This window comes from Streptomyces sp. WMMB 322 (assembly GCF_900090145.1).
Taxonomy (GTDB): domain Bacteria; phylum Actinomycetota; class Actinomycetes; order Streptomycetales; family Streptomycetaceae; genus Streptomyces.
This window is the reverse complement of record NZ_FMHI01000007.1, coordinates 109,954-128,037: the sequence shown is the minus strand read 5'-3', so window position 1 is coordinate 128,037 and position 18,084 is coordinate 109,954. Positions and strand designations below refer to the sequence as shown.

19 protein-coding genes and 1 pseudogene are annotated in these 18,084 nt (G+C 69.0%); 18 read left to right on the top strand and 2 right to left on the bottom strand.

Annotation, left to right across the window (positions count from 1 at the left end):
• The first annotated feature begins 14 nt into the window (after positions 1-14).
• The 11 genes from rplS (at position 15) to H180DRAFT_RS13700 (ending at position 9,870) form a co-directional block, all read left to right on the top strand.
• The gene (gene rplS, locus H180DRAFT_RS13750) at positions 15-365 is read left to right on the top strand and encodes a 50S ribosomal protein L19 (RefSeq protein WP_055486343.1); all 351 of its coding nucleotides are present in this window, start codon (positions 15-17) and stop codon (positions 363-365) included.
• 43 nt (positions 366-408) lie between these two features.
• Positions 409-1,128, top strand: coding sequence for a signal peptidase I (lepB, locus tag H180DRAFT_RS13745; RefSeq protein WP_074466800.1), 720 nt, complete (start codon positions 409-411; stop codon positions 1,126-1,128).
• Complete coding sequence (gene lepB, locus H180DRAFT_RS30950; RefSeq protein ID WP_107097651.1) at positions 1,121-2,575, top strand: signal peptidase I; 1,455 nt, start codon at positions 1,121-1,123, stop codon at positions 2,573-2,575. Before lepB (H180DRAFT_RS13745) ends, lepB (H180DRAFT_RS30950) begins: the two co-directional genes overlap by 8 nt.
• Positions 2,496-3,509: a signal peptidase I gene (lepB, locus tag H180DRAFT_RS13735; protein WP_074466798.1), complete on the top strand. Its 1,014-nt coding sequence runs from the start codon at positions 2,496-2,498 to the stop codon at positions 3,507-3,509. Before lepB (H180DRAFT_RS30950) ends, lepB (H180DRAFT_RS13735) begins: the two co-directional genes overlap by 80 nt.
• 79 nt (positions 3,510-3,588) lie before the next feature.
• Positions 3,589-4,317 carry a signal peptidase I gene (gene lepB, locus H180DRAFT_RS13730; protein ID WP_055486340.1) on the top strand — a complete coding sequence of 243 codons (729 nt, stop codon included), beginning with the start codon at positions 3,589-3,591 and terminating at the stop codon, positions 4,315-4,317.
• Positions 4,318-4,356: 39 nt separating this feature from the next.
• Positions 4,357-4,680 carry a DUF2469 domain-containing protein gene (locus tag H180DRAFT_RS13725; protein ID WP_055486339.1) on the top strand — a complete coding sequence of 108 codons (324 nt, stop codon included), beginning with the start codon at positions 4,357-4,359 and terminating at the stop codon, positions 4,678-4,680.
• A 216-nt stretch (positions 4,681-4,896) separates the two neighbouring features.
• Positions 4,897-5,280: a YraN family protein gene (locus H180DRAFT_RS13720; protein ID WP_055486476.1), complete on the top strand. Its 384-nt coding sequence runs from the start codon at positions 4,897-4,899 to the stop codon at positions 5,278-5,280.
• Positions 5,280-6,926 (top strand): YifB family Mg chelatase-like AAA ATPase, encoded by a 1,647-nt coding sequence (locus tag H180DRAFT_RS13715; RefSeq protein ID WP_055486338.1) that lies wholly within the window; start codon positions 5,280-5,282, stop codon positions 6,924-6,926. Before H180DRAFT_RS13720 ends, H180DRAFT_RS13715 begins: the two co-directional genes overlap by 1 nt.
• Positions 6,923-8,134 (top strand): DNA-processing protein DprA, encoded by a 1,212-nt coding sequence (dprA, locus tag H180DRAFT_RS13710; RefSeq protein ID WP_079100094.1) that lies wholly within the window; start codon positions 6,923-6,925, stop codon positions 8,132-8,134. The genes H180DRAFT_RS13715 and dprA overlap by 4 nt, the downstream gene beginning before the upstream one ends.
• Positions 8,135-8,410: 276 nt before the next feature.
• Entirely contained in the window at positions 8,411-9,259 is an 849-nt protein-coding gene (whiG, locus tag H180DRAFT_RS13705; RefSeq protein WP_055486337.1) for an RNA polymerase sigma factor WhiG, read from the top strand.
• A gap of 71 nt (positions 9,260-9,330) precedes the next feature.
• A complete protein-coding gene (locus H180DRAFT_RS13700; protein WP_055486474.1) occupies positions 9,331-9,870 on the top strand; it encodes a TetR/AcrR family transcriptional regulator in 540 nt (179 codons plus the stop codon).
• Here the strand turns inward: H180DRAFT_RS13700 and H180DRAFT_RS13695 are convergent.
• Positions 9,851-10,753 carry a murein hydrolase activator EnvC family protein gene (locus H180DRAFT_RS13695; RefSeq protein WP_079100108.1) on the bottom strand — a complete coding sequence of 301 codons (903 nt, stop codon included), beginning with the start codon at positions 10,751-10,753 and terminating at the stop codon, positions 9,851-9,853. The two genes, H180DRAFT_RS13700 and H180DRAFT_RS13695, sit on opposite strands and share 20 nt — an antisense overlap.
• Before the next feature lie 684 nt (positions 10,754-11,437).
• Between H180DRAFT_RS13695 and rpsB the strand changes: the two genes are divergently transcribed.
• From rpsB to H180DRAFT_RS13665, 6 genes are all read left to right on the top strand, one after another.
• The gene (gene rpsB, locus H180DRAFT_RS13690) at positions 11,438-12,340 is read left to right on the top strand and encodes a 30S ribosomal protein S2 (protein WP_055486335.1); all 903 of its coding nucleotides are present in this window, start codon (positions 11,438-11,440) and stop codon (positions 12,338-12,340) included.
• A 235-nt stretch (positions 12,341-12,575) separates the two neighbouring features.
• The gene (gene tsf / locus H180DRAFT_RS13685; RefSeq protein WP_055486334.1) at positions 12,576-13,412 is read left to right on the top strand and encodes a translation elongation factor Ts; all 837 of its coding nucleotides are present in this window, start codon (positions 12,576-12,578) and stop codon (positions 13,410-13,412) included.
• Between the two features lie 160 nt (positions 13,413-13,572).
• Entirely contained in the window at positions 13,573-14,343 is a 771-nt protein-coding gene (gene pyrH / locus H180DRAFT_RS13680; protein ID WP_055486333.1) for a UMP kinase, read from the top strand.
• Between the two features lie 160 nt (positions 14,344-14,503).
• Positions 14,504-15,061: a ribosome recycling factor gene (frr, locus tag H180DRAFT_RS13675; protein WP_055486473.1), complete on the top strand. Its 558-nt coding sequence runs from the start codon at positions 14,504-14,506 to the stop codon at positions 15,059-15,061.
• A 61-nt stretch (positions 15,062-15,122) separates the two neighbouring features.
• Positions 15,123-16,241 (top strand): phosphatidate cytidylyltransferase, encoded by a 1,119-nt coding sequence (locus H180DRAFT_RS13670; RefSeq protein WP_055486332.1) that lies wholly within the window; start codon positions 15,123-15,125, stop codon positions 16,239-16,241.
• A gap of 223 nt (positions 16,242-16,464) precedes the next feature.
• Complete coding sequence (locus H180DRAFT_RS13665; RefSeq protein WP_199822490.1) at positions 16,465-16,737, top strand: transposase family protein; 273 nt, start codon at positions 16,465-16,467, stop codon at positions 16,735-16,737.
• Between the two features lie 26 nt (positions 16,738-16,763).
• Here H180DRAFT_RS13665 and H180DRAFT_RS13660 read toward each other — a convergent pair whose 3' ends face one another.
• A complete protein-coding gene (locus tag H180DRAFT_RS13660) occupies positions 16,764-17,573 on the bottom strand; it encodes a hypothetical protein (RefSeq protein WP_055486330.1) in 810 nt (269 codons plus the stop codon).
• 110 nt (positions 17,574-17,683) lie between these two features.
• Here H180DRAFT_RS13660 and H180DRAFT_RS29125 point away from each other — a divergent pair.
• Positions 17,684-17,803: pseudogene (locus H180DRAFT_RS29125) on the top strand (IS5/IS1182 family transposase); the annotation flags it as partial.
• Between the last annotated feature and the right edge of the window lie 281 nt (positions 17,804-18,084).

Here is an 18,084-nt window from a genome sequence, read left to right as displayed (position 1 = left end):
GAAAGCAGACGGTCATGTCTCAGCTTCTCGAAAACCTCGACGCGGCTTCGCTGCGCGACAACGTTCCGGCCTTCCGCCCCGGCGACACGGTCAACGTGCACGTGCGCGTCATCGAGGGCAACCGCTCCCGTGTCCAGCAGTTCAAGGGCGTCGTCATCCGCCGCCAGGGCGGCGGTGTGCGTGAGACCTTCACCGTCCGCAAGGTCAGCTTCGGTGTCGGTGTCGAGCGCACCTTTCCGGTCCACACCCCGATCGTCGAGAAGATCGAGGTCGTCACCCGTGGTGACGTGCGGCGTGCGAAGCTTTACTACCTGCGAGAGCTCCGCGGCAAGGCCGCCAAGATCAAGGAGAAGCGCGAGAACTGATCGAGCTGTCCCGGGGCCGGCGGGCGACTAGGCTTTCGGCCCGATGGACGGCGAGACGCAGCGCGACGAAGCGGAGCGGGACCGCTCCTCCGGCCCGGACGGGCAGACGCGGAGGGGCTGGTCACGCTCCGCTCGCTTGTGCGCAGTTGCTGCGTCGCTGCTCAGCGTGCCCTTGCTGGTCAGCGTGTTCGTGGTGCAGCCTTTTTTGATCCCTTCTGCATCAATGACCCCCACGCTGGAGGTCGGTGACCGGATACTGGTGAACAAGCTTGCCTATCGGATCGGCAACTCTCCGGGGCGCGGAGACGTTGTGGTCTTTGACGGCAGGGGTTCGTTCAGGGACGAGGAGGAGTCGGACGGGAATCCGGTGACCGGCCTGTTGCGAGAGGCCGGTGCTGCGGCCGGCCTGGTCAGGCCGTCCGAAACGGACTACGTCAAGCGTGTGGTCGGCGTCGGCGGGGATCGGGTCCGGTGCTGCGATGAGCGCGGAAGGATCGAGGTGAACGGTGTTCCGCTGGACGAGGGCTACCTGCATGACGGTGACGACCCGTCAGCCGTGCCGTTCGATATCGAAGTGCCGCAAGGGCGGTTGTGGGTGATGGGAGATCACCGCTCCGACTCCAGCGACTCGCGGGACCACCTCGGTGACGCCGGCGGTGGCACCGTTCCCGTGGAGCGGGTGATCGGGCGGGCCGACCGCATCGCATGGCCGATGGAACGCTGGGGAGCGGTCCGCGGGAGAGGGGGAGGTGCCCATGAGTGACCGGGTGGGTCCCTCCCGCAACGGGCCCTACGACTACGGCGTACCGAACGACTACGACGACGATCCGTACGGCGGAGCGGGCCGCAACGGCTCCAACGGTCAGAACGGCTACGGCAGCTCCAACGGCTATGGCAGCGCCAACGGCTATGGCGGGCAGGGCAACGGCTACGGGGGAGCGCCGGATCCGGGTTTCAACGGCCGCAACGGCGGCCCCGACGGCTCCGATTACTACTCCGGGAACTACGACTACAGCGAGCCGTTCGAATACTTCGGCAGCCCGCAGGCCCGTTCGAACGGCGGCGGCAACCGCTACGGCGTCCCCGCAGGTACGGCGCCCGGCCCCACGCAGCCACCGGCGAAGTTCCCCGGCCCGAACGGCCCGCTCCCCCCGCCCCAGGTGAGCTCGGGGGAGACCATGCGGCTCAGCGCCTACTCGGCGCGGCTGATGGACCTGCCCGGCCATGAATCCAGGGACGAGAGACTCGGCATCCCGCCCGGCCCGAGCGGCGGAAGGGCGGAGCGCCGGCGTGCTGCGAAGCGCGTCAAGAGGCGCAGACGTCTGTCCGTCACGAAGGAGATACCGATCCTCGTCGGTGTCGCCTTGTTCATCGCCCTGGTCCTCAAGACGTTCCTGGTCCAGGCGTTCGTGATTCCCTCCGGCTCCATGGAGCAGACGATCCGCATCGGCGACCGCGTCCTGGTCGACAAGCTGACGCCGTGGTTCGGCACGAAGGCGGAGCGCGGCGACGTCGTCGTCTTCGAGGACCCCGGCGGCTGGCTCCCGGCGAGCGAGAAGAAGCGCAAGGAGGACCCTGTCGTCATCAAGCAGGGCAAGGACTTCCTGACCTTCATCGGTCTGCTTCCCTCCGACGACGAGCAGGACCTGATCAAGCGTGTCATCGCGGTCGGCGGCGACGAGGTCAAGTGCTGCAACGCACAAGGCAAAGTGACCGTGAACGGCAAGCCGATCGAGGAGCCGTACATCAATCCGGGCAACAAGCCTTCAGAGATCAAGTTCGACGTGAAAGTGCCGGTCGGCCGCGTGTTCGTCATGGGCGACCACCGCGCCAACTCCGCCGACTCCAGGTTCCATCTGCGTGAGAAGGGCGGCACCGTCCCGGAGGGAAGGGTCCAGGGACGGGCGGTCGTGATCGCGTGGCCGTTCGACCACTGGGGCAAGCTGGAGGCCTCGGACTCGTTCAGCGCCGTGCCCGGCGCCCCGGGCGGATCAGCTGCTGCTCCGCCGGTCGGGGAGGGTGACAACCGACTGACGCAATATCCGATCCCTGCGGAACTCCCGCTCGTTATGGGAGTGGTGGGCCTGTCCCGTATGTGGAACAGGCGGCAGTGGATTGTGAGGAGTGATTGTGGGGGACTTGGCGGTCGGCGCTCGTTCCGGTTCCGGAGAGAACGAGGGCGAGAGCGGCACGGAGACCAGAAGCCCTGAGGCATCCGAATCCGTGTCCGCTTCGGGGCCCGGAGCACAGAGCGCGGCGCGGGATGCGCCGCCGACCGCAGAGAGAGGCAGTGACATCAGCGTGAGCACGGGTGCGGAAGACGGCACCACAAGTGATCACACGCCGGACAGCCACAACAGGCAGCAGCGGTCGTTCTTCAAGGAGTTGCCGATCCTCATCGGCATCGCCCTGATCCTTGCGCTGCTGATCAAGACGTTCCTCGTCCAGGCGTTCTCCATTCCGTCGAACTCCATGCAGAACACACTGCAGGTCGGGGACAGGGTGCTGGTCGACAAGCTCACCCCCTGGTTCGGTTCGGAACCGGAACGGGGAGAGGTCGTCGTCTTCCACGACCCGGGCGGCTGGCTGAACGAGGCGCCGGTGCCGCAGCCGAGCGGGGCGGGCGGTGCCGTGCAGACCGTGCTGAGCGCCATCGGCCTGATGCCTTCCGCCGACGAGCAGGACCTGATCAAGCGTGTCATCGCCGTCGGCGGCGACAGGGTCGAGTGCAAGCGCGGCGGCCCGGTGGAGATCAACGGCAAGGCGCTCGAGGAGTCCTATCTCTTCCCCGGGAACACCCCGTGCGACGACAAGCCGTTCGGCCCGGTCGAGGTGCCCGTGGGCAAGATGTGGGTCATGGGCGACCACCGTCAGGACTCCCTGGACTCGCGCTTCCACCGGAAGGTGGACAACGGCATGATCCCCACGGACAGGGTCGTCGGACGCGCCATCGTGGTTGCCTGGCCGGTCACGCGCTGGTCGGGGCTGCCGGTGCCCGACACCTTCGACCAGAAGGGGCTCGCCTCGAAGGCCGCCGATGCGGTGCCCGCGGCCGCCGGTCTCGCCGGTGCGGTGCCGCTCGTGCTGTGGCGGCGCAGGCGGCGTGCTGCCCGAGCGACGGCCGAGTGCTCCGTCAACCGCTGACCTCCCCCCGTACTCACGCCTCTCTACCCCGGGTAAGGTGCGCGCAGACCGAAGCGGCGAGCTGACCGGGAGTGCAGGGATGACCAAGTCTGGACGTACTGGAGCAAGTCGCGGGCGCTTCGGACAGGCACTCTCGGGGATCGCCGTGGCGATCGGCTGCGTGCTCTTCCTCGGGGCCTTCGTGATGGGTGCCGTCCTGTACCAGCCCTACACGGTGCCGACGGATTCCATGGACCCGACGGTCAAGGCCGGTGACCGTGTGCTCGCGGAGCGGATAGACGGTGAGGATGTCCGCCGCGGCGACGTCATCGTCTTCCAGGACTCGGTGTGGGGCTCCGTCCCGATGGTCAAGCGGGTTGTGGGCACCGGCGGTGACAAGGTCGAGTGCTGCGACAAGCAGGGCCGGCTCTCGGTCAACGGGAAGACCCTCCAGGAGTCGTATCTGAAGAGCAAGGGACCCGATTCCCAGCCACCCTTCAAGGCGACGAAGGTGCCCGGCGGCAAGCTCTTCCTGCTCGGCGACCACCGGATGGATTCGGTCGACTCCCGCGTCCACCTCGACGACGGCGACCACGGGGCGGTTCCGCGATCCGCGGTGAAGGCCCGGGTGGACGCCGTCGCGTGGCCCACGAGCGGACTGGGGATGCTCGCGCGGCCCGGCGATTTCTCGGCACTGCCGGGCGGGACCTCGGACCCGGGCCCGCTCCAGCCGCTGATCGTCGCCGTCGTCGCGGGTGCGGCGCTGATCCTCGGCGGGGCGGCGTACGGCCCGATCGCGCGGCGGGCCGGACGGGGCACTCGCGGCTGACGCACAATGGGGGCACGCACGGCTGAAGGGGAACATGCCATGAGCGCCGAGGACCTCGAGAAGTACGAGACCGAGATGGAGCTGAAGCTCTACCGGGAGTACAGGGACGTCGTCGGTCTTTTCAAGTACGTGATCGAGACGGACCGGCGGTTCTACCTCACCAACGACTACGAGATGCAGGTGCACTCGGCTCAGGGTGAGGTCTTCTTCGAGGTCTCCATGGCCGATGCATGGGTGTGGGACATGTACCGTCCCGCCCGGTTCGTCAAGCAGGTGCGGGTCCTGACCTTCAAGGACGTGAACATCGAGGAGCTGAACAAGAGCGACCTCGATCTGCCCGAGAACTCCGGCTTCAAGGGCTGACCGCCTCCCGCCGCCTGTCCCGCGCATCCGGCACCCTTGCCGGCCCTGGTTGCCGGTGGACCGCGCTTCCGCACGCGCCGAGCCAAGTTCCAGCGGCGTCGTCGTCTCCCTGAGGGTGACGGCTTTCTCCACAGTCCACCGGTTGTCCCCGGATCTCCGCCTTGATCAACTGGCTCGCCCTCCTTCCGTCACAGTCGGTGACCGGAGGTGGTGCTGATGAGCGCCCGTAAAGCCCTCGGTCGGTACGGGGAGGATGTCGCGGCCCGGAGGCTGCGTCAGGCGGGAATGGCGGTTCTGGAGCGCAACTGGCGCTGCGCCGAGGGCGAGCTCGACATCGTCGCGCGGGACAGGGACGCGCTGGTGATCTGCGAGGTCAAGACCAGGCGTGCTGGGCGGGGCGGGACATTCGAGCATCCGATGTCCGCGGTCACACCCGCGAAGTCGGCACGGCTGCGGAGACTGGCCTCGCGCTGGCTGACCGAATGCTGGCTCGGCCGGTACGGGCAGCCGCCCCGCGGTGGAGTGCGGATCGACCTCGTCGGAGTGCTGCTGCCGGACCGGGGCGCGCCACTGGTCCAGCACGCACGCGGGGTGGCCTGATGGGGTTCGCCCGGACGTGCTCGGTGGCGCTGGTGGGCGTGGAGGGCGTCGTCGTCGAGATCCAGGCCGATCTGGAGCCGGGCGTCGCGACGTTCACGCTGGTGGGTCTGCCCGACAAGAGCCTGACCGAGAGCCGCGACCGTGTACGGGCTGCGGTGGTCAACGCGGGTGCCGAGTGGCCCCAGAAAAAGCTCACCGTCGGGCTGAGTCCGGCCTCCGTGCCCAAGAGCGGCAGCGGGTTCGACCTGGGCGTCGCCTGTGCGGTGCTGGGAGCGGCCGAGCGGATCGATCCGCGCAGCGTCGCCGGCTTGCTGATGCTGGGCGAACTGGGCCTCGACGGGCGCGTGCGTCCCGTGCGGGGAGTGCTTCCGGCGGTTCTGGCCGCGGCCGACGCGGGACACCGGCAGGTCGTCGTCCCGGAGGAGGCGGTGCCCGAGGCGTCCCTGGTGCCGGATGTGAGCGTCCTGGGCGTCCGCAGCCTCCGGCAGCTGATCGCGCTGCTCAACGACGAGCCCGTTCCGGAGGAAGAGCCGCCCGAAGGGCTGCCCGTGGACGAGCCGGCCGGCGACCGTGGCCTGTCAGTGCTGTCGCTGCCCGGCCAGGGGTGGGCGGCACCCGGGGCCGCCCGCAGAGCGGAGCGCCCCCTCGACATGGCCGACGTCGCCGGCCAGCACACCGCGCGCCGAGCGCTGGAGGTGGCGGCGGCCGGCCGTCACCACATCTTCTTCAAAGGCCCGCCCGGGGCCGGCAAGACCATGCTGGCCGAGCGCCTCCCGGGGCTGCTGCCGCCGCTGACGTCGCAGCAGTCGCTGGAGGTGACCGCCGTCCACTCGGTGGCCGGTGTGCTGCCCCCGGGGCAGCCGCTGGTCACGCGCCCGCCCTACTGCGCCCCTCACCACTCGGCGACGATGGCCTCCCTGGTCGGCGGCGGATCGGGCCTCCCGCGTCCGGGAGCGGTGTCCATGGCGCATCACGGGGTCTTGTTCCTGGACGAGGCGGCCGAGTGCAGCGGACGCGTCCTCGACGCGATGCGGCAGCCGCTGGAGTCGGGGCAGGTCGTGGTCGCACGGGCCTCCGGGATGATGCGGATGCCCGCCCGGTTCCTGCTCGCTCTCGCCGCGAACCCCTGTCCGTGCGGTCGTCACGGCATGAAGGGCGGGGAGTGCGAATGCCGCCCCGCCTCGGTCAGGCGGTACCGGGCGAGGCTCTCGGGGCCGCTGATGGACCGGGTCGACCTCAGGGTCCACGTCAAGCCGCTCACCCGTTCCGAACTGGCGGGCCTGCACGGGAAGTCGGAGAGCACGGCGGCGGTGGCGGAGCGCGTGCTGGCCGCGCGGGAGCGCGCTGCCGCGCGCTACATGGGGACGCCGTGGTCGGCGAACAGCGATGTCCCCGGACACGAGCTGCGTACGCGCTGGCCCGCCGAGCCGGGAGCGTTGAGCAGGGCGGAGGAGGACATGGAGCACGGGCTGCTCACCGCCCGCGGGATGGACAGAGTGCTCCGTGTCGCCTGGACGGTCGCCGACCTGGCGGGGCACGACCGCCCGACGGCCCAGGACGTCGACTGGGCCCTCGAGCTCCGCACAGGGATCCGACGGGGCACATCTCCTTCCCCGGCTGGGGTCTCGCTCCGGGGGCGGCCATGACCACCGACGCGCACGGCCGCCCCGCCACAGGGAAGGTTCCCGAGGATCCCGAGCAGTGCGAGCCGTGCCCGGAGGAGCGTCTCGCCCGCGCCGCCCTGACCAGGATCGTGGAGCCCGGTGACGAGAAGGCGGGGCGCTGGCTGAGGACTTACGGCGCGCAGGAGGTGGTGCGTGCGCTTCGCGACGACTCCGGTGCGATGCCGGGGGCCGACGAGAGCCGCTGGGCCGGACTGCGCTCCCGCGCGGAACGAGCCCGTCCCGAGGCCGACTTGGCGGCAGTCGAGGCCCTCGGTGGGCGCTTCGTCTGCCCGGGAGACCACGAATGGCCCGGTCAGCTCGACGCCCTGGGCGTGACGAGGCCCATCGGGCTGTGGGTGCGCGGTGCCCCCAGTCTTCGGCTGTGGGCGCTTCGTTCGGTCGCGATCGTCGGCGCCCGCGCCTGCACCGAGTACGGCGTGCATGTGGCGGCGTTGCTCGGGGCGGGACTGGCCGAACGCGGCTGGACCGTGATCTCCGGTGCGGCGTACGGCATCGACGGGGCCGCGCACAGGGGCGCCCTCGCGGCGGGCGGCGCCACCGTCGGGGTTCTGGCGTGCGGGGTGGACGTGGCCTATCCGCCGGGCCACGCCGAGTTGATCGCGCGCATCGCCGAACAGGGTCTGGTGCTGGCCGAGTTGCCTCCGAAGGATCACCCGACGCCGAGCCGCTTCGTACTCCGCAACCGGGTGATCGCCGCACTCACACGGGGCACGGTCGTCGTCGAAGCGGCGCTGCGCAGCGGTTCGTTGTCGACGGCACGGCACGCGCGACGGCTGGGCCGGTTCGTCATGGGTGTGCCCGGGCCGGTCACCTCGGGGCTCTCCGCCGGGGTGCACGAACTGCTCAGGGAGGAGGGGAGCCTCGTCACGGACGCAGCCGAAGTGATCGAAATGGTGGGCAGCATCGGTGAGCTGGCCCCGCGGAGACGAGGCGCGGCAGTGCCGCGTGACGTGCTGCCTGGCGAGGCCGCAATGGTGCTCGACGCGTTGCCCGCGCGCGGGGCCGCCCGGTCCGCGCAGCTCGCGCAGGCCGTCGGCATCACTGCTGATGCGGCCCTGGCGAGACTGCAGGAGCTGTGCGCGCTGGGCTTCGTCGAACGCCTGGGCGCCGGTTGGCAGTTGAACCGGTCCGCGGCGTCCCGGAGCGCTGCCGGGCACCCCATCGAGTGATGAGCCGGTCCTTGACCTGCGGCTATCGAATGAAAGGGTGATCCGCATGCTCTGGTTGCGTCCCGCCCACCCCCGAAGGCCGGTTCCGGGCGCTACCACGGCAGTAACTCCCGGGTGCGGGCAGCGGAACGTATCTGCGCATGCTGACGCGGGAGCTCATCGCATATTGCGACCGTGAGGTCACGCTACGCTCACACCTCCCAAGGAAGAGGCACCCGGTCACGCACACGCTTCCGCCGCGTGACGACTACTCAGCAGAACGGCTCAAGGCGACGCATGCCCCAGCACACTCCCGGGCCTGAACGCGCCGGCACCGCCACCGAGGCACCCGCCGGCACCGAGTACACCGGACTCGGTGCCGGTCACAGTGCGCTGGACGAGCTGTGGCGGTCGTACAAGGCCACGGGCGACGAGCAGCTGCGGGAACAGCTGATCCTGCACTACTCGCCCCTGGTGAAGTACGTCGCCGGGCGCGTCAGCGTCGGGCTGCCCCCCAACGTGGAACAGGCCGACTTCGTCTCCTCAGGGGTATTCGGACTCATCGACGCCATCGAGAAGTTCGACCCGGAGCGCTCCATCAAGTTCGAGACGTACGCGATCACACGCATCCGCGGAGCCATGATCGACGAACTGCGAGCCCTCGACTGGATCCCCCGGTCCGTGCGCCAGAAGGCACGGGCAGTCGAACGTGCCTACGCCACCCTGGAATCGACGCTGCGGCGCAGCCCCTCCGAGGCGGAGGTCGCGGCGGAGATGGGCATCCCACTGGAGGAACTGCACGGTGTCTTCAGCCAGTTGTCCCTCGCCAACGTCGTGGCCCTGGAGGAACTGCTGCACGTGGGCGGCGAGAGCGGAGACCGCCTCAGCCTCATGGACACCTTGGAAGACACCGCCGCGGACAATCCCGTCGAGGTCGCCGAGGACCGCGAGCTGAGACGCCTGCTCGCCCGCGCGATCAACACCCTCCCTGACAGGGAGAAGACCGTGGTGACCCTCTACTACTACGAGGGCCTGACACTGGCGGAGATCGGCCAGGTCCTCGGAGTGACCGAGAGCCGCGTGAGCCAGATCCACACCAAGTCCGTCCTTCAGCTTCGGGCAAAGCTCGCCGACGTCGGTCGCTGAACCGGTACCTCCGTCCGTATGGTGGGGGCGTGCCAAGGATTCGAGCGGCCTCTGTGGCCGAGCACCGGACCATGCAGCGCTCCGCGCTTCTCGACGCTGCCCGTGCACTGCTGTCCGAAGGCGGCACCGACGCCCTGACCTTCCCCGCCCTCGCACAGCGCACCGGCCTCGCGCGCTCATCGGTCTATGAGTACTTCCGTTCCCGCGGCGCGGTCGTCGAGGAACTCTGCGCCGTCGACTTCCCCGTGTGGGCTGCCGAGGTCGAGGTGGCCATGGCCGAGGCCGAATCACCGGAAGAGAAGATCGAAGCCTACGTCCGCCGGCAGTTGGCGCTCGTCGGAGACGGGCGGCACCGGGCGGTCGTGGCGATCTCCGCAGGTGAGCTGGACGCCGGAGCACGCGAGAAGATCCGCGCGGCCCACGGAGGGCTCGTCGCCATGGTCGTCGAGGCCCTCGCGGCGCTGGGGCACGACCAGCCGCGCCTGGCGGCGATGCTCCTCCAAGGTGTCGTCGACGCGGCGGTACGGCGCATCGAACTCGGCGCCGCGGAGAGCCCCGAAGAGATCACAGAAGCGGCGGTTTCCATGGCCCTCAGCGGCGTCCGCAGCTGACACGGGGCGGCGGACGCGACCGGCTCCCGGGCTGCGCCCCGCCCTCCTGCGGGGCGCCACGTCCCGTCATGGTGCGGCACCCCCGCCGTCGCCGTCCGGCTCGAGGACAACGGAGTGCGCAGGACAGCCGCCGTCGCGCCCAGCAGGCGGCACACCCCAGCCCCGCGGCAAGTGACAGCCGGCCCAGATCCGGAAGCGTCTGACCGGTCACGGCCGGGTCCGTCACCGCGGCGCGGTTCACCACCGGGTGTCGCTCGGCGTCCGCCCTCCTGGCGGCAGCGGTCCCCGCGCCGGCGCCCGGCCCGGACCCCGCACCGGCGGTGCCTCCTGGGCCGACGTTGCGAGCGTGACCGGGCACCGGCACCCCGAAGACCGGCAGCAGCCTCGACGGTCCGCCGCGCAGCAGCGACAGAGGGTCGAGATAGCGCCGTCCCCGCAATGCGCCCCAGTGCAGGCAGCCGCTGTCGCAATGGAAGGGCCCGCCTGCCACCTTGCCGACGGTCTGGCCGGCCCGCACGCGGTCGCCCCTGTGGACGGACGGCCTGACCGGTTCGTACGTCATGCGCAGCGGAGGGTGTCCCGTGCCCGCCAGCTCCACCGACACCACCCAGCGTCCGGCGACCCTGCCCGCGAACGAGACCCGCCCCGATGCGACCGCACGCACCGCGCTGCCCGGGGGAGCTGCGAGATCCACCCCGCGGTGACCGGCGGCCCAGGGCTTCGGCGGCGGCTTCCAGCCGCGGGCGACCCGAGGCAGCCCGGCGTGCCCCGCCACTGGCCACACCCTCCCGTCGCCGCCGCCGTGATCCCGCGGGACCGCATCCCGCCGGGCCGTCCCCGACGGCGGCACATGCCGTTCCTCCGCGTGCGCCGGCGCACTCATGGGGCCGGCCGGCACCAGCACGATCGCGGTGCAAAGCACCGCGCGGGCCGGCACACGCACCACCCCGCGGAGCAAAACTCCAAAACCTCGGCCGGCTCGCACGCCTGTGACACCTCGCGCACTCCGGCCGGCCCGCTCACCCCGGACCACGGACAGCACCCCCTGATCGGTCGCCGTACATGCACGGTCCCGTTCCGGGGCCGGGCGCGGGGATCTTGCTGAACTTCCGTGGACAACCGGCTCCTGGTGGACAGCGCGATCACCCGTGCGAGGGGCATCGGCGCCTCCGTGACCGGTGCGCCCACGGGCATGACAGCGTGCTCACGCCGTGCTCCCGGGAGGGACCTGCCGGAGGTGTCTGCTCCAGGTGCCTGCCCTGGGCGTACCGTCCGTCGCGCGCCCCGGCACATGCCGCAGTCTGCGCACGGCCGCGGCGCATGTCCGGCAATCCGGATTCCCTCTGCCAGGGAGCCGTGCCCCTCCCTGGTCCCGTACACTGCTGGTGCGGCCCGGGCCACCGGGCTGACTTCGCACGCCTCGCCACCCTCACCCGGTGGCCGCGCATCTCGGTCCCACGACGGGCCCCTCCACAGGCCCCGCGGGCAGCGCGCCAGAGGCGTCAGGCAAGCGATGGCCGTCCCGGCCAGCGCTGACGACAACCGAGCAATACAAGGAGATACGGCCATGGCCGTCGTCACGATGCGGGAGCTGCTGGAGAGCGGCGTCCACTTCGGGCACCAGACCCGCCGCTGGAACCCGAAGATGAAGCGCTTCATCTTCACGGAGCGCAACGGCATTTACATCATCGACCTGCTCCAGTCGCTGTCGTACATCGACCGCGCCTACGAGTTCGTCAAGGAGACCGTCGCGCACGGCGGCTCCATCATGTTCGTCGGCACGAAGAAGCAGGCCCAGGAGGCCATCGCCGAGCAGGCCACGCGCGTGGGCATGCCCTACGTGAACCAGCGCTGGCTCGGCGGCATGCTGACCAACTTCTCGACCGTCTACAAGCGTCTGCAGCGGCTCAAGGAGCTGGAGCAGATCGACTTCGAGGACGTGGCCGCCTCCGGCCTCACCAAGAAGGAGCTGCTGGTCCTCTCCCGCGAGAAGGCGAAGCTGGAGAAGACCCTCGGCGGTATCCGCGAGATGCAGAAGGTGCCCAGTGCCGTCTGGATCGTGGACACCAAGAAGGAGCACATCGCGGTGGGCGAGGCGCGGAAGCTAAACATCCCCGTCGTCGCCATCCTGGACACTAACTGCGACCCCGACGAGGTCGACTACAAGATCCCGGGCAACGACGACGCCATCCGCTCCGTCACGCTCCTCACCCGCGTGATCGCCGACGCCGCGGCCGAGGGCCTCATCGCCCGCTCCGGCGCCGCAGAGGCCGCCAAGAGCGGCGACAAGTCCGCCGAGCCGCTCGCCGAGTGGGAGCGTGAGCTCCTGGAGGGCGAGAAGAGCGAGGGCGCCGCGGGCAAGACCGAGGCGAAGGAAGAGGAGAAGGCCGCCGAGGCCAAGGCCGAGGAGAAGCCGGCCGAGGACAAGCCGGCCGACGACTCCGAGCCGAAGACCGCCGAGAACGCCTGACGTCCCATTGGGTGCGGCGGGCGGCTTTTTCGCCGCCGTCCGCCGCGCCCCGTGACGATTGCCACGGCCGCCCGGGAAGCGACGCAGACTCACGCGCGGCTCCGCCGCACCGCACGACGGTGACCGGCGACGCCCCGGACCGGCCGCGAAGAGACCTCAAGAAGGACACGAGTTCCGCCCCCGCGCTGCGAAGTGCGGACGTGAGGCGGAGCCTGGTCACAGAAGGAAACCAAGCATGGCGAACTACACCGCCGCCGACGTCAAGAAGCTCCGTGAGCTCACCGGCGCCGGCATGATGGACTGCAAGAAGGCCCTGGAGGAGTCCGAGGGCGACGTCGACAAGGCCGTCGAGGTTCTGCGCGTCAAGGGCCAGAAGGGCGTGGCCAAGCGCGAGAGCCGCACCGCTTCGAACGGCGCGCTGGTCGCCCGCATCGCAGACGACAACGCCTCCGGCGTGCTCGTGGAGCTCAAGTGCGAGACGGACTTCGTCGCGAAGGGTGAGAAGTTCCTCGCCGTCGCCGACGCCATCGCAGGCCACGTCGCCGCCACTTCCCCCGCCGACACCGCGGCGCTGCTCGCCTCGGAGATCGAGCCGGGCAAGACCGTCCAGGCGTACGTGGACGAGGCCAACGCCAACCTCGGCGAGAAGATCGTCCTGGACCGCTTCGCCCAGTTCTCCGGCGCCTACGTCGCCTCCTACCTGCACCGCACGAGCCCGGACCTGCCTCCGCAGGTCGGCGTGCTCGTCGAGCTGGACAAGGAGAACGCGGAGGTCGCCAAGGACGTCGCGCAGCACATCGCCGCCTTCGCGCCGAAGTTCCTCACCCGCGACGAGATCCCGGCCGAGACCGTCGAGAACGAGCGCCGCATCGCCGAGGAGACCGCACGCGAGGAGGGCAAGCCGGAGCAGGCGCTGCCCAAGATCGTCGAGGGTCGCGTCACGGGCTTCTTCAAGGAGAACACCCTCCTCGACCAGCCCTTCGCCAAGGACAACAAGAAGAGCGTCCAGAAGGTCCTGGAAGAAGCGGGCGTCTCGCTGAAGCACTTCGCGCGTTTCCGCGTGGGTGCCTGAGGTACCGGCCCCGTGCAGGCGTGCCGACGCGTGACGCACGCGCGCGGTACGCGCCCGATAAGGTCGGGCACAGGGCAGTTGTGACGAGGAGGCCATTGCCGCACCAGGGATTTCGAGATCCGCCGGCAGTGGCCTCTTCGTATGTGCACGAGGAGAGTTCATGAGCAAGGACAGCGATACATCCGACACAGGCAGGAGCAGCCGCAGCGGCCGCAAGCGTTTCCTGCTCAAGCTCTCCGGTGAGGCGTTCGCCGGCGGCGGGGGGCTCGGCGTCGATCCCGACATCGTGCACAAGATGGCCCACGAGATCGCGTCCGTCGTACGCGACGGCGCGGAGCTGGCCGTGGTCATCGGCGGCGGCAACTTCTTCCGCGGTGCCCAGCTGCAGGTGCGCGGAATGGACCGTGCGCGCTCCGACTACATGGGGATGCTCGGCACCGTCATGAACTGCCTGGCGCTCCAGGACTTCCTGGAGAAGGAGGGGATCGACTCCCGCGTCCAGACGGCGATCACCATGGGGCAGGTCGCTGAGCCGTACATTCCGCTCCGTGCGGTGCGGCACCTGGAGAAGGGCCGGGTCGTCATCTTCGGCGCCGGTATGGGCATGCCGTACTTCTCCACCGACACCACTGCCGCGCAGCGCGCCCTGGAGATCCACGCGGAGGCGCTGCTGATGGGCAAGAACGGTGTGGACGGCGTCTACGACTCGGACCCGGCCAAGAATCCGGACGCGGTGAAGTTCGACGCCCTCGAGTACGGCGAGGTCATCACGCGCGACCTGAAGGTCGCCGACGCCACGGCCGTCACGCTCTGCCGGGACAACAAACTGCCGATCCTGGTCTTCGAGTTGCTCGCGGAGGGCAATATCGCGCGAGCGGTGAAGGGTGAGAAGATCGGCACCCTGGTGAGCAACCAGGGCACGAGAGGCTGACGTTCGGCCTTCGGCAGGCGCGGGTGCGGCTCGGTGCCGCGGGGTGACTCGCCGTCGTACGAACGGCTCGACACGGGGTGGACAACCGCCTGCCGGTCGGACACCGTGCAGGAAACAGGGCTTATCCGCAAGGCTCATTCAAGGAAACCAGGAGCACGTGGTGATCGAAGAGACCCTCCTCGAAGCCGAGGAGAAGATGGAGAAGGCGGTCGTGGTCGCCAAAGAGGACTTCGCCGCGATCCGCACGGGCCGTGCGCATCCTGCGATGTTCAACAAGATCGTGGCGGAGTACTACGGCACGATGACGCCGATCAACCAGCTGGCATCGTTCTCGGTTCCGGAGCCGCGGATGGCGGTGGTGACGCCGTTCGACAAGAGCTCGCTGCGCAACATCGAGCAGGCGATCCGCGACTCCGACCTGGGCGTCAACCCGTCGAACGACGGCAATATCATCCGGGTGACTTTCCCCGAGCTGACCGAGGAGCGCCGCAGGGAGTACATCAAGGTCGCCAAGGGCAAGGCCGAGGACGCGAAGATCTCCATCCGCAGCGTCCGCCGCAAGGCCAAGGAGACCCTCGAGGCCGCCATCAAGGACGGCGACGTGGGCGAGGACGAGGGGCGCCGGGCCGAGAAGGAGCTCGACGACACCACGTCGAAGTACACGGGACAGATCGACGAGCTGCTCAAGCACAAGGAAGCCGAGCTGCTCGAGGTCTGAGGTCCCCGCGTGCGGGACTGTCCGAGATCCGTCCGAGGTCCGAGGTCTGAGGCTGCAATCTGTGAACGACTCAACGTGGGGAGCCCCGCCGCCCCGTACCGGACCCCCGGACGCACGCGCCCGGGGTGGCGCCGTGTCCGGGAGCGCCTTCCAGCCCGGCACGGGTGAAGCTCCCGCGCACGGGACCGGTGCCGTGCCGCAGACTCGGCGTATGCCCATCGTGTCCGACCCGGGCGGCCCTGGCGGTGACCAGAGCGGGCCCGGACAAGGCGGTTCCCACGGCTCCGGCGGCTCCGGCAGCCGGGACGGCGGCGGCAGACGCCCCGCCCCCGGTGACCCCGGCCCCGCCCCGCTCGGCGGCAAGAAGCGAGCCGGACGGGACCTTCGTGCCGCGATAGGAGTGGGCGTCGGACTCGGCGCGGTCATCCTCGCCTCGCTCTTCCTCTACAAGCCCGTCTTCCTCGGCGTGATAGTCGTCGCCGTCGTCGTCGGTCTGTGGGAGCTGACCTCACGGCTCAGCGAGTGCAAGGAGATCCAGGCACCGCTGGTGCCGCTGGGCGTGGGCGGCGCCGCCATGGTGATCGCGGGCTATCTGCGGGGGCCCGAGGGCGCATGGGTGATCATGGCGCTGACGGCCCTCGCCGTGCTCGTGTGGCGGATGACCGAGTCGCCCGACGAGTACCTGCGGGACGTGACAGCGGCCGTCTTCGCCACGTTCTACGTGCCGTTCCTCGCCACGTTCGTCGCGCTCATGCTCGCCGCGGACGACGGTCCGTGGCGGGTACTGACGTTCCTGCTGCTGACCGTCGTCAGCGACACCGGTGCGTACGCCGTGGGCTGGCGCTTCGGCACCCACAAGCTTGCGCCGAGCATCAGCCCCGGCAAGACGCGGGAGGGTCTGGGCGGCGCCATCGCCTTCTGCATGGTGGCGGGGGCCCTGTGCATGCAGTTCCTGGTAGAGGGCGGCGTCTGGTGGCAGGGCCTGCTGCTCGGCATGGCAGTGGCGGTCACCGCCACCTTGGGCGACCTCGGCGAGTCCATGATGAAGCGCGACCTGGGCATCAAGGACATGGGCACACTGCTCCCCGGACACGGCGGCATCATGGACCGGCTCGACTCGCTCCTCCCGACGGCCCCGGTCGTGTGGCTGCTGCTCGTCGCATTCGTCGGCGGGGGCTGAGCGGGACGGGCCGCTGGATGCGGTATGCGGCAGCCCCCTCGTTCCGCGCCTCCACCACCCGGCCCCGCAGCCCGGCTCCTGCCTCCGTCCTCCCGTCCCGTACCCGGGCGCCGCTCCCTGTCAGCGTGAGGAGGCGTCGACGAGCAGGTAGTCCGAGGGAAGCGGGTCTCCGGCGAAGTGAGCCCGGACCCGTGCATCAGTCCCGGCCGCCTCGCAACTCGCCCTGCCCACCCTGGCCGACAACGGCTACGACGCAGTCGGCATCGGCGTGTTCACACCGATCAAGCAGCCAGCAGATGGTCAGGTGCTCGACGTGGACACGCGAACCCACAACGCCCTACTCCGCAGCCTGCGATGTCTCGGCGAACGCGGATTCGCCCTGCTCACCGGCCGCTGGCGCGCCCTGCGACACGTCACAACCAGCCCCCGCAAGATCAGCCACATCGTCAGAGCCGCACTTGAACTCACTCATTTCGAACACGGCAAGACCAACTGAAATTCGGTGAGATCACCTCACTTGCGTCAGCTCAGGCTTTCCGCCACCGACAGGTAATCGGTGTAGATCTGCGGTGAGCCGGAGAACGAAGCCAGCTGCTTCCATTCCTCGTACATCTGCTTCGTGTCCCGATAGGATTTGGCGAATGCAGCAGCCTCAGCAGTCGCGATGTCCGCATCAGGATAGAACGCATGGAGTGCCGCGAGGCTGGCAATCTCCATCAGCACTACATACTGATCCAGCCGGTTTCCGCGCTCGCCTTTCAGCAGGCGGAATTTCCAGTCGGGATAGTCCTCGATGCGATGATGATTTTCAGCGATGAAGCTTTCGAAGGTATCTGCCCGGACGTCGGGGCGCAGCGCGAGATTGTGGATGCCGATCACCCGGGCGAGAGGTTCTTCTCCTGGGTGGCGCTCCTGATAACGCGGCCCATCGGCGACGGTGCTTTTCTTGTTTTCCGCCAGCAAGCGGTAGTCGGTATAGATCGTGGGCAATTCGCTGAATGTGGCGTATTTCTTCCATTCGCGGATAAGCTCCCGCGCCTCGCGGCGATCGCGCCAGAACTGGCGTGCCAATTCTGTTTGATTGCCGTCAGCCGCCAGGTAGCGGTCGCGCTGCCCGGCGTCATCGATTTCGAACAGCATCATGTATTGGCCTGCTCGTTCGCCACGCAGGCCGCGCAGCAGCGTCCAGCGCCATCCGGGGTAGCAGGGAATGTGCACGCCTTTATGGCGAACAAAGGCTTCGAATTGCTCCGGCGTCACGCCGGCCTCGGTATCGATAGCGATGTAGTACAGACTGAAGACGGGCGCGTTTGACGTGTCATGGCGTGGCATTCAATGCTCCATGGGTCTCGACTGCTATTGGGCGAATCTGCTGGGCTATGTCGTATTTGGTTGTTCCGAAGTTCGACAACAAGTCAAGCGCGCCCGACATGTTTGTCCGCATGGCCTGGCTCGCCGGCTGCTGCCACCTCCACCGCCGCTACGAACGCAAAGCTGACCACTTCCTCGCCTTCACCAGCATCGCCTGCATCCTCATCTGCTACCGCAGACTCTCCAAATGAGACGAGTTCTTGGCAAAGGCCCCATAGCGCTCGCGTAGGCGTGCCCGATGCTCTAGGAGGCGCCCGCTGCGTTCCTGGCGATCTTCAACGCTGAGGATGGCTGGAGTACGGCGGTACTCACTGCCCATGAGGTGGGCTTGCTCAAGGAAGGCGAGGTACGACGTCCGTCTCTCTTCGTCTCGTCGCGCCTTGTCTTGAATGGCTGCTGCTGCCTCGGCTTGCAGCTGCGCGGCTCGTGTGTGCCCGCGGCTGGTCACCCGGCTCGCCAGCACAGCCGTGAA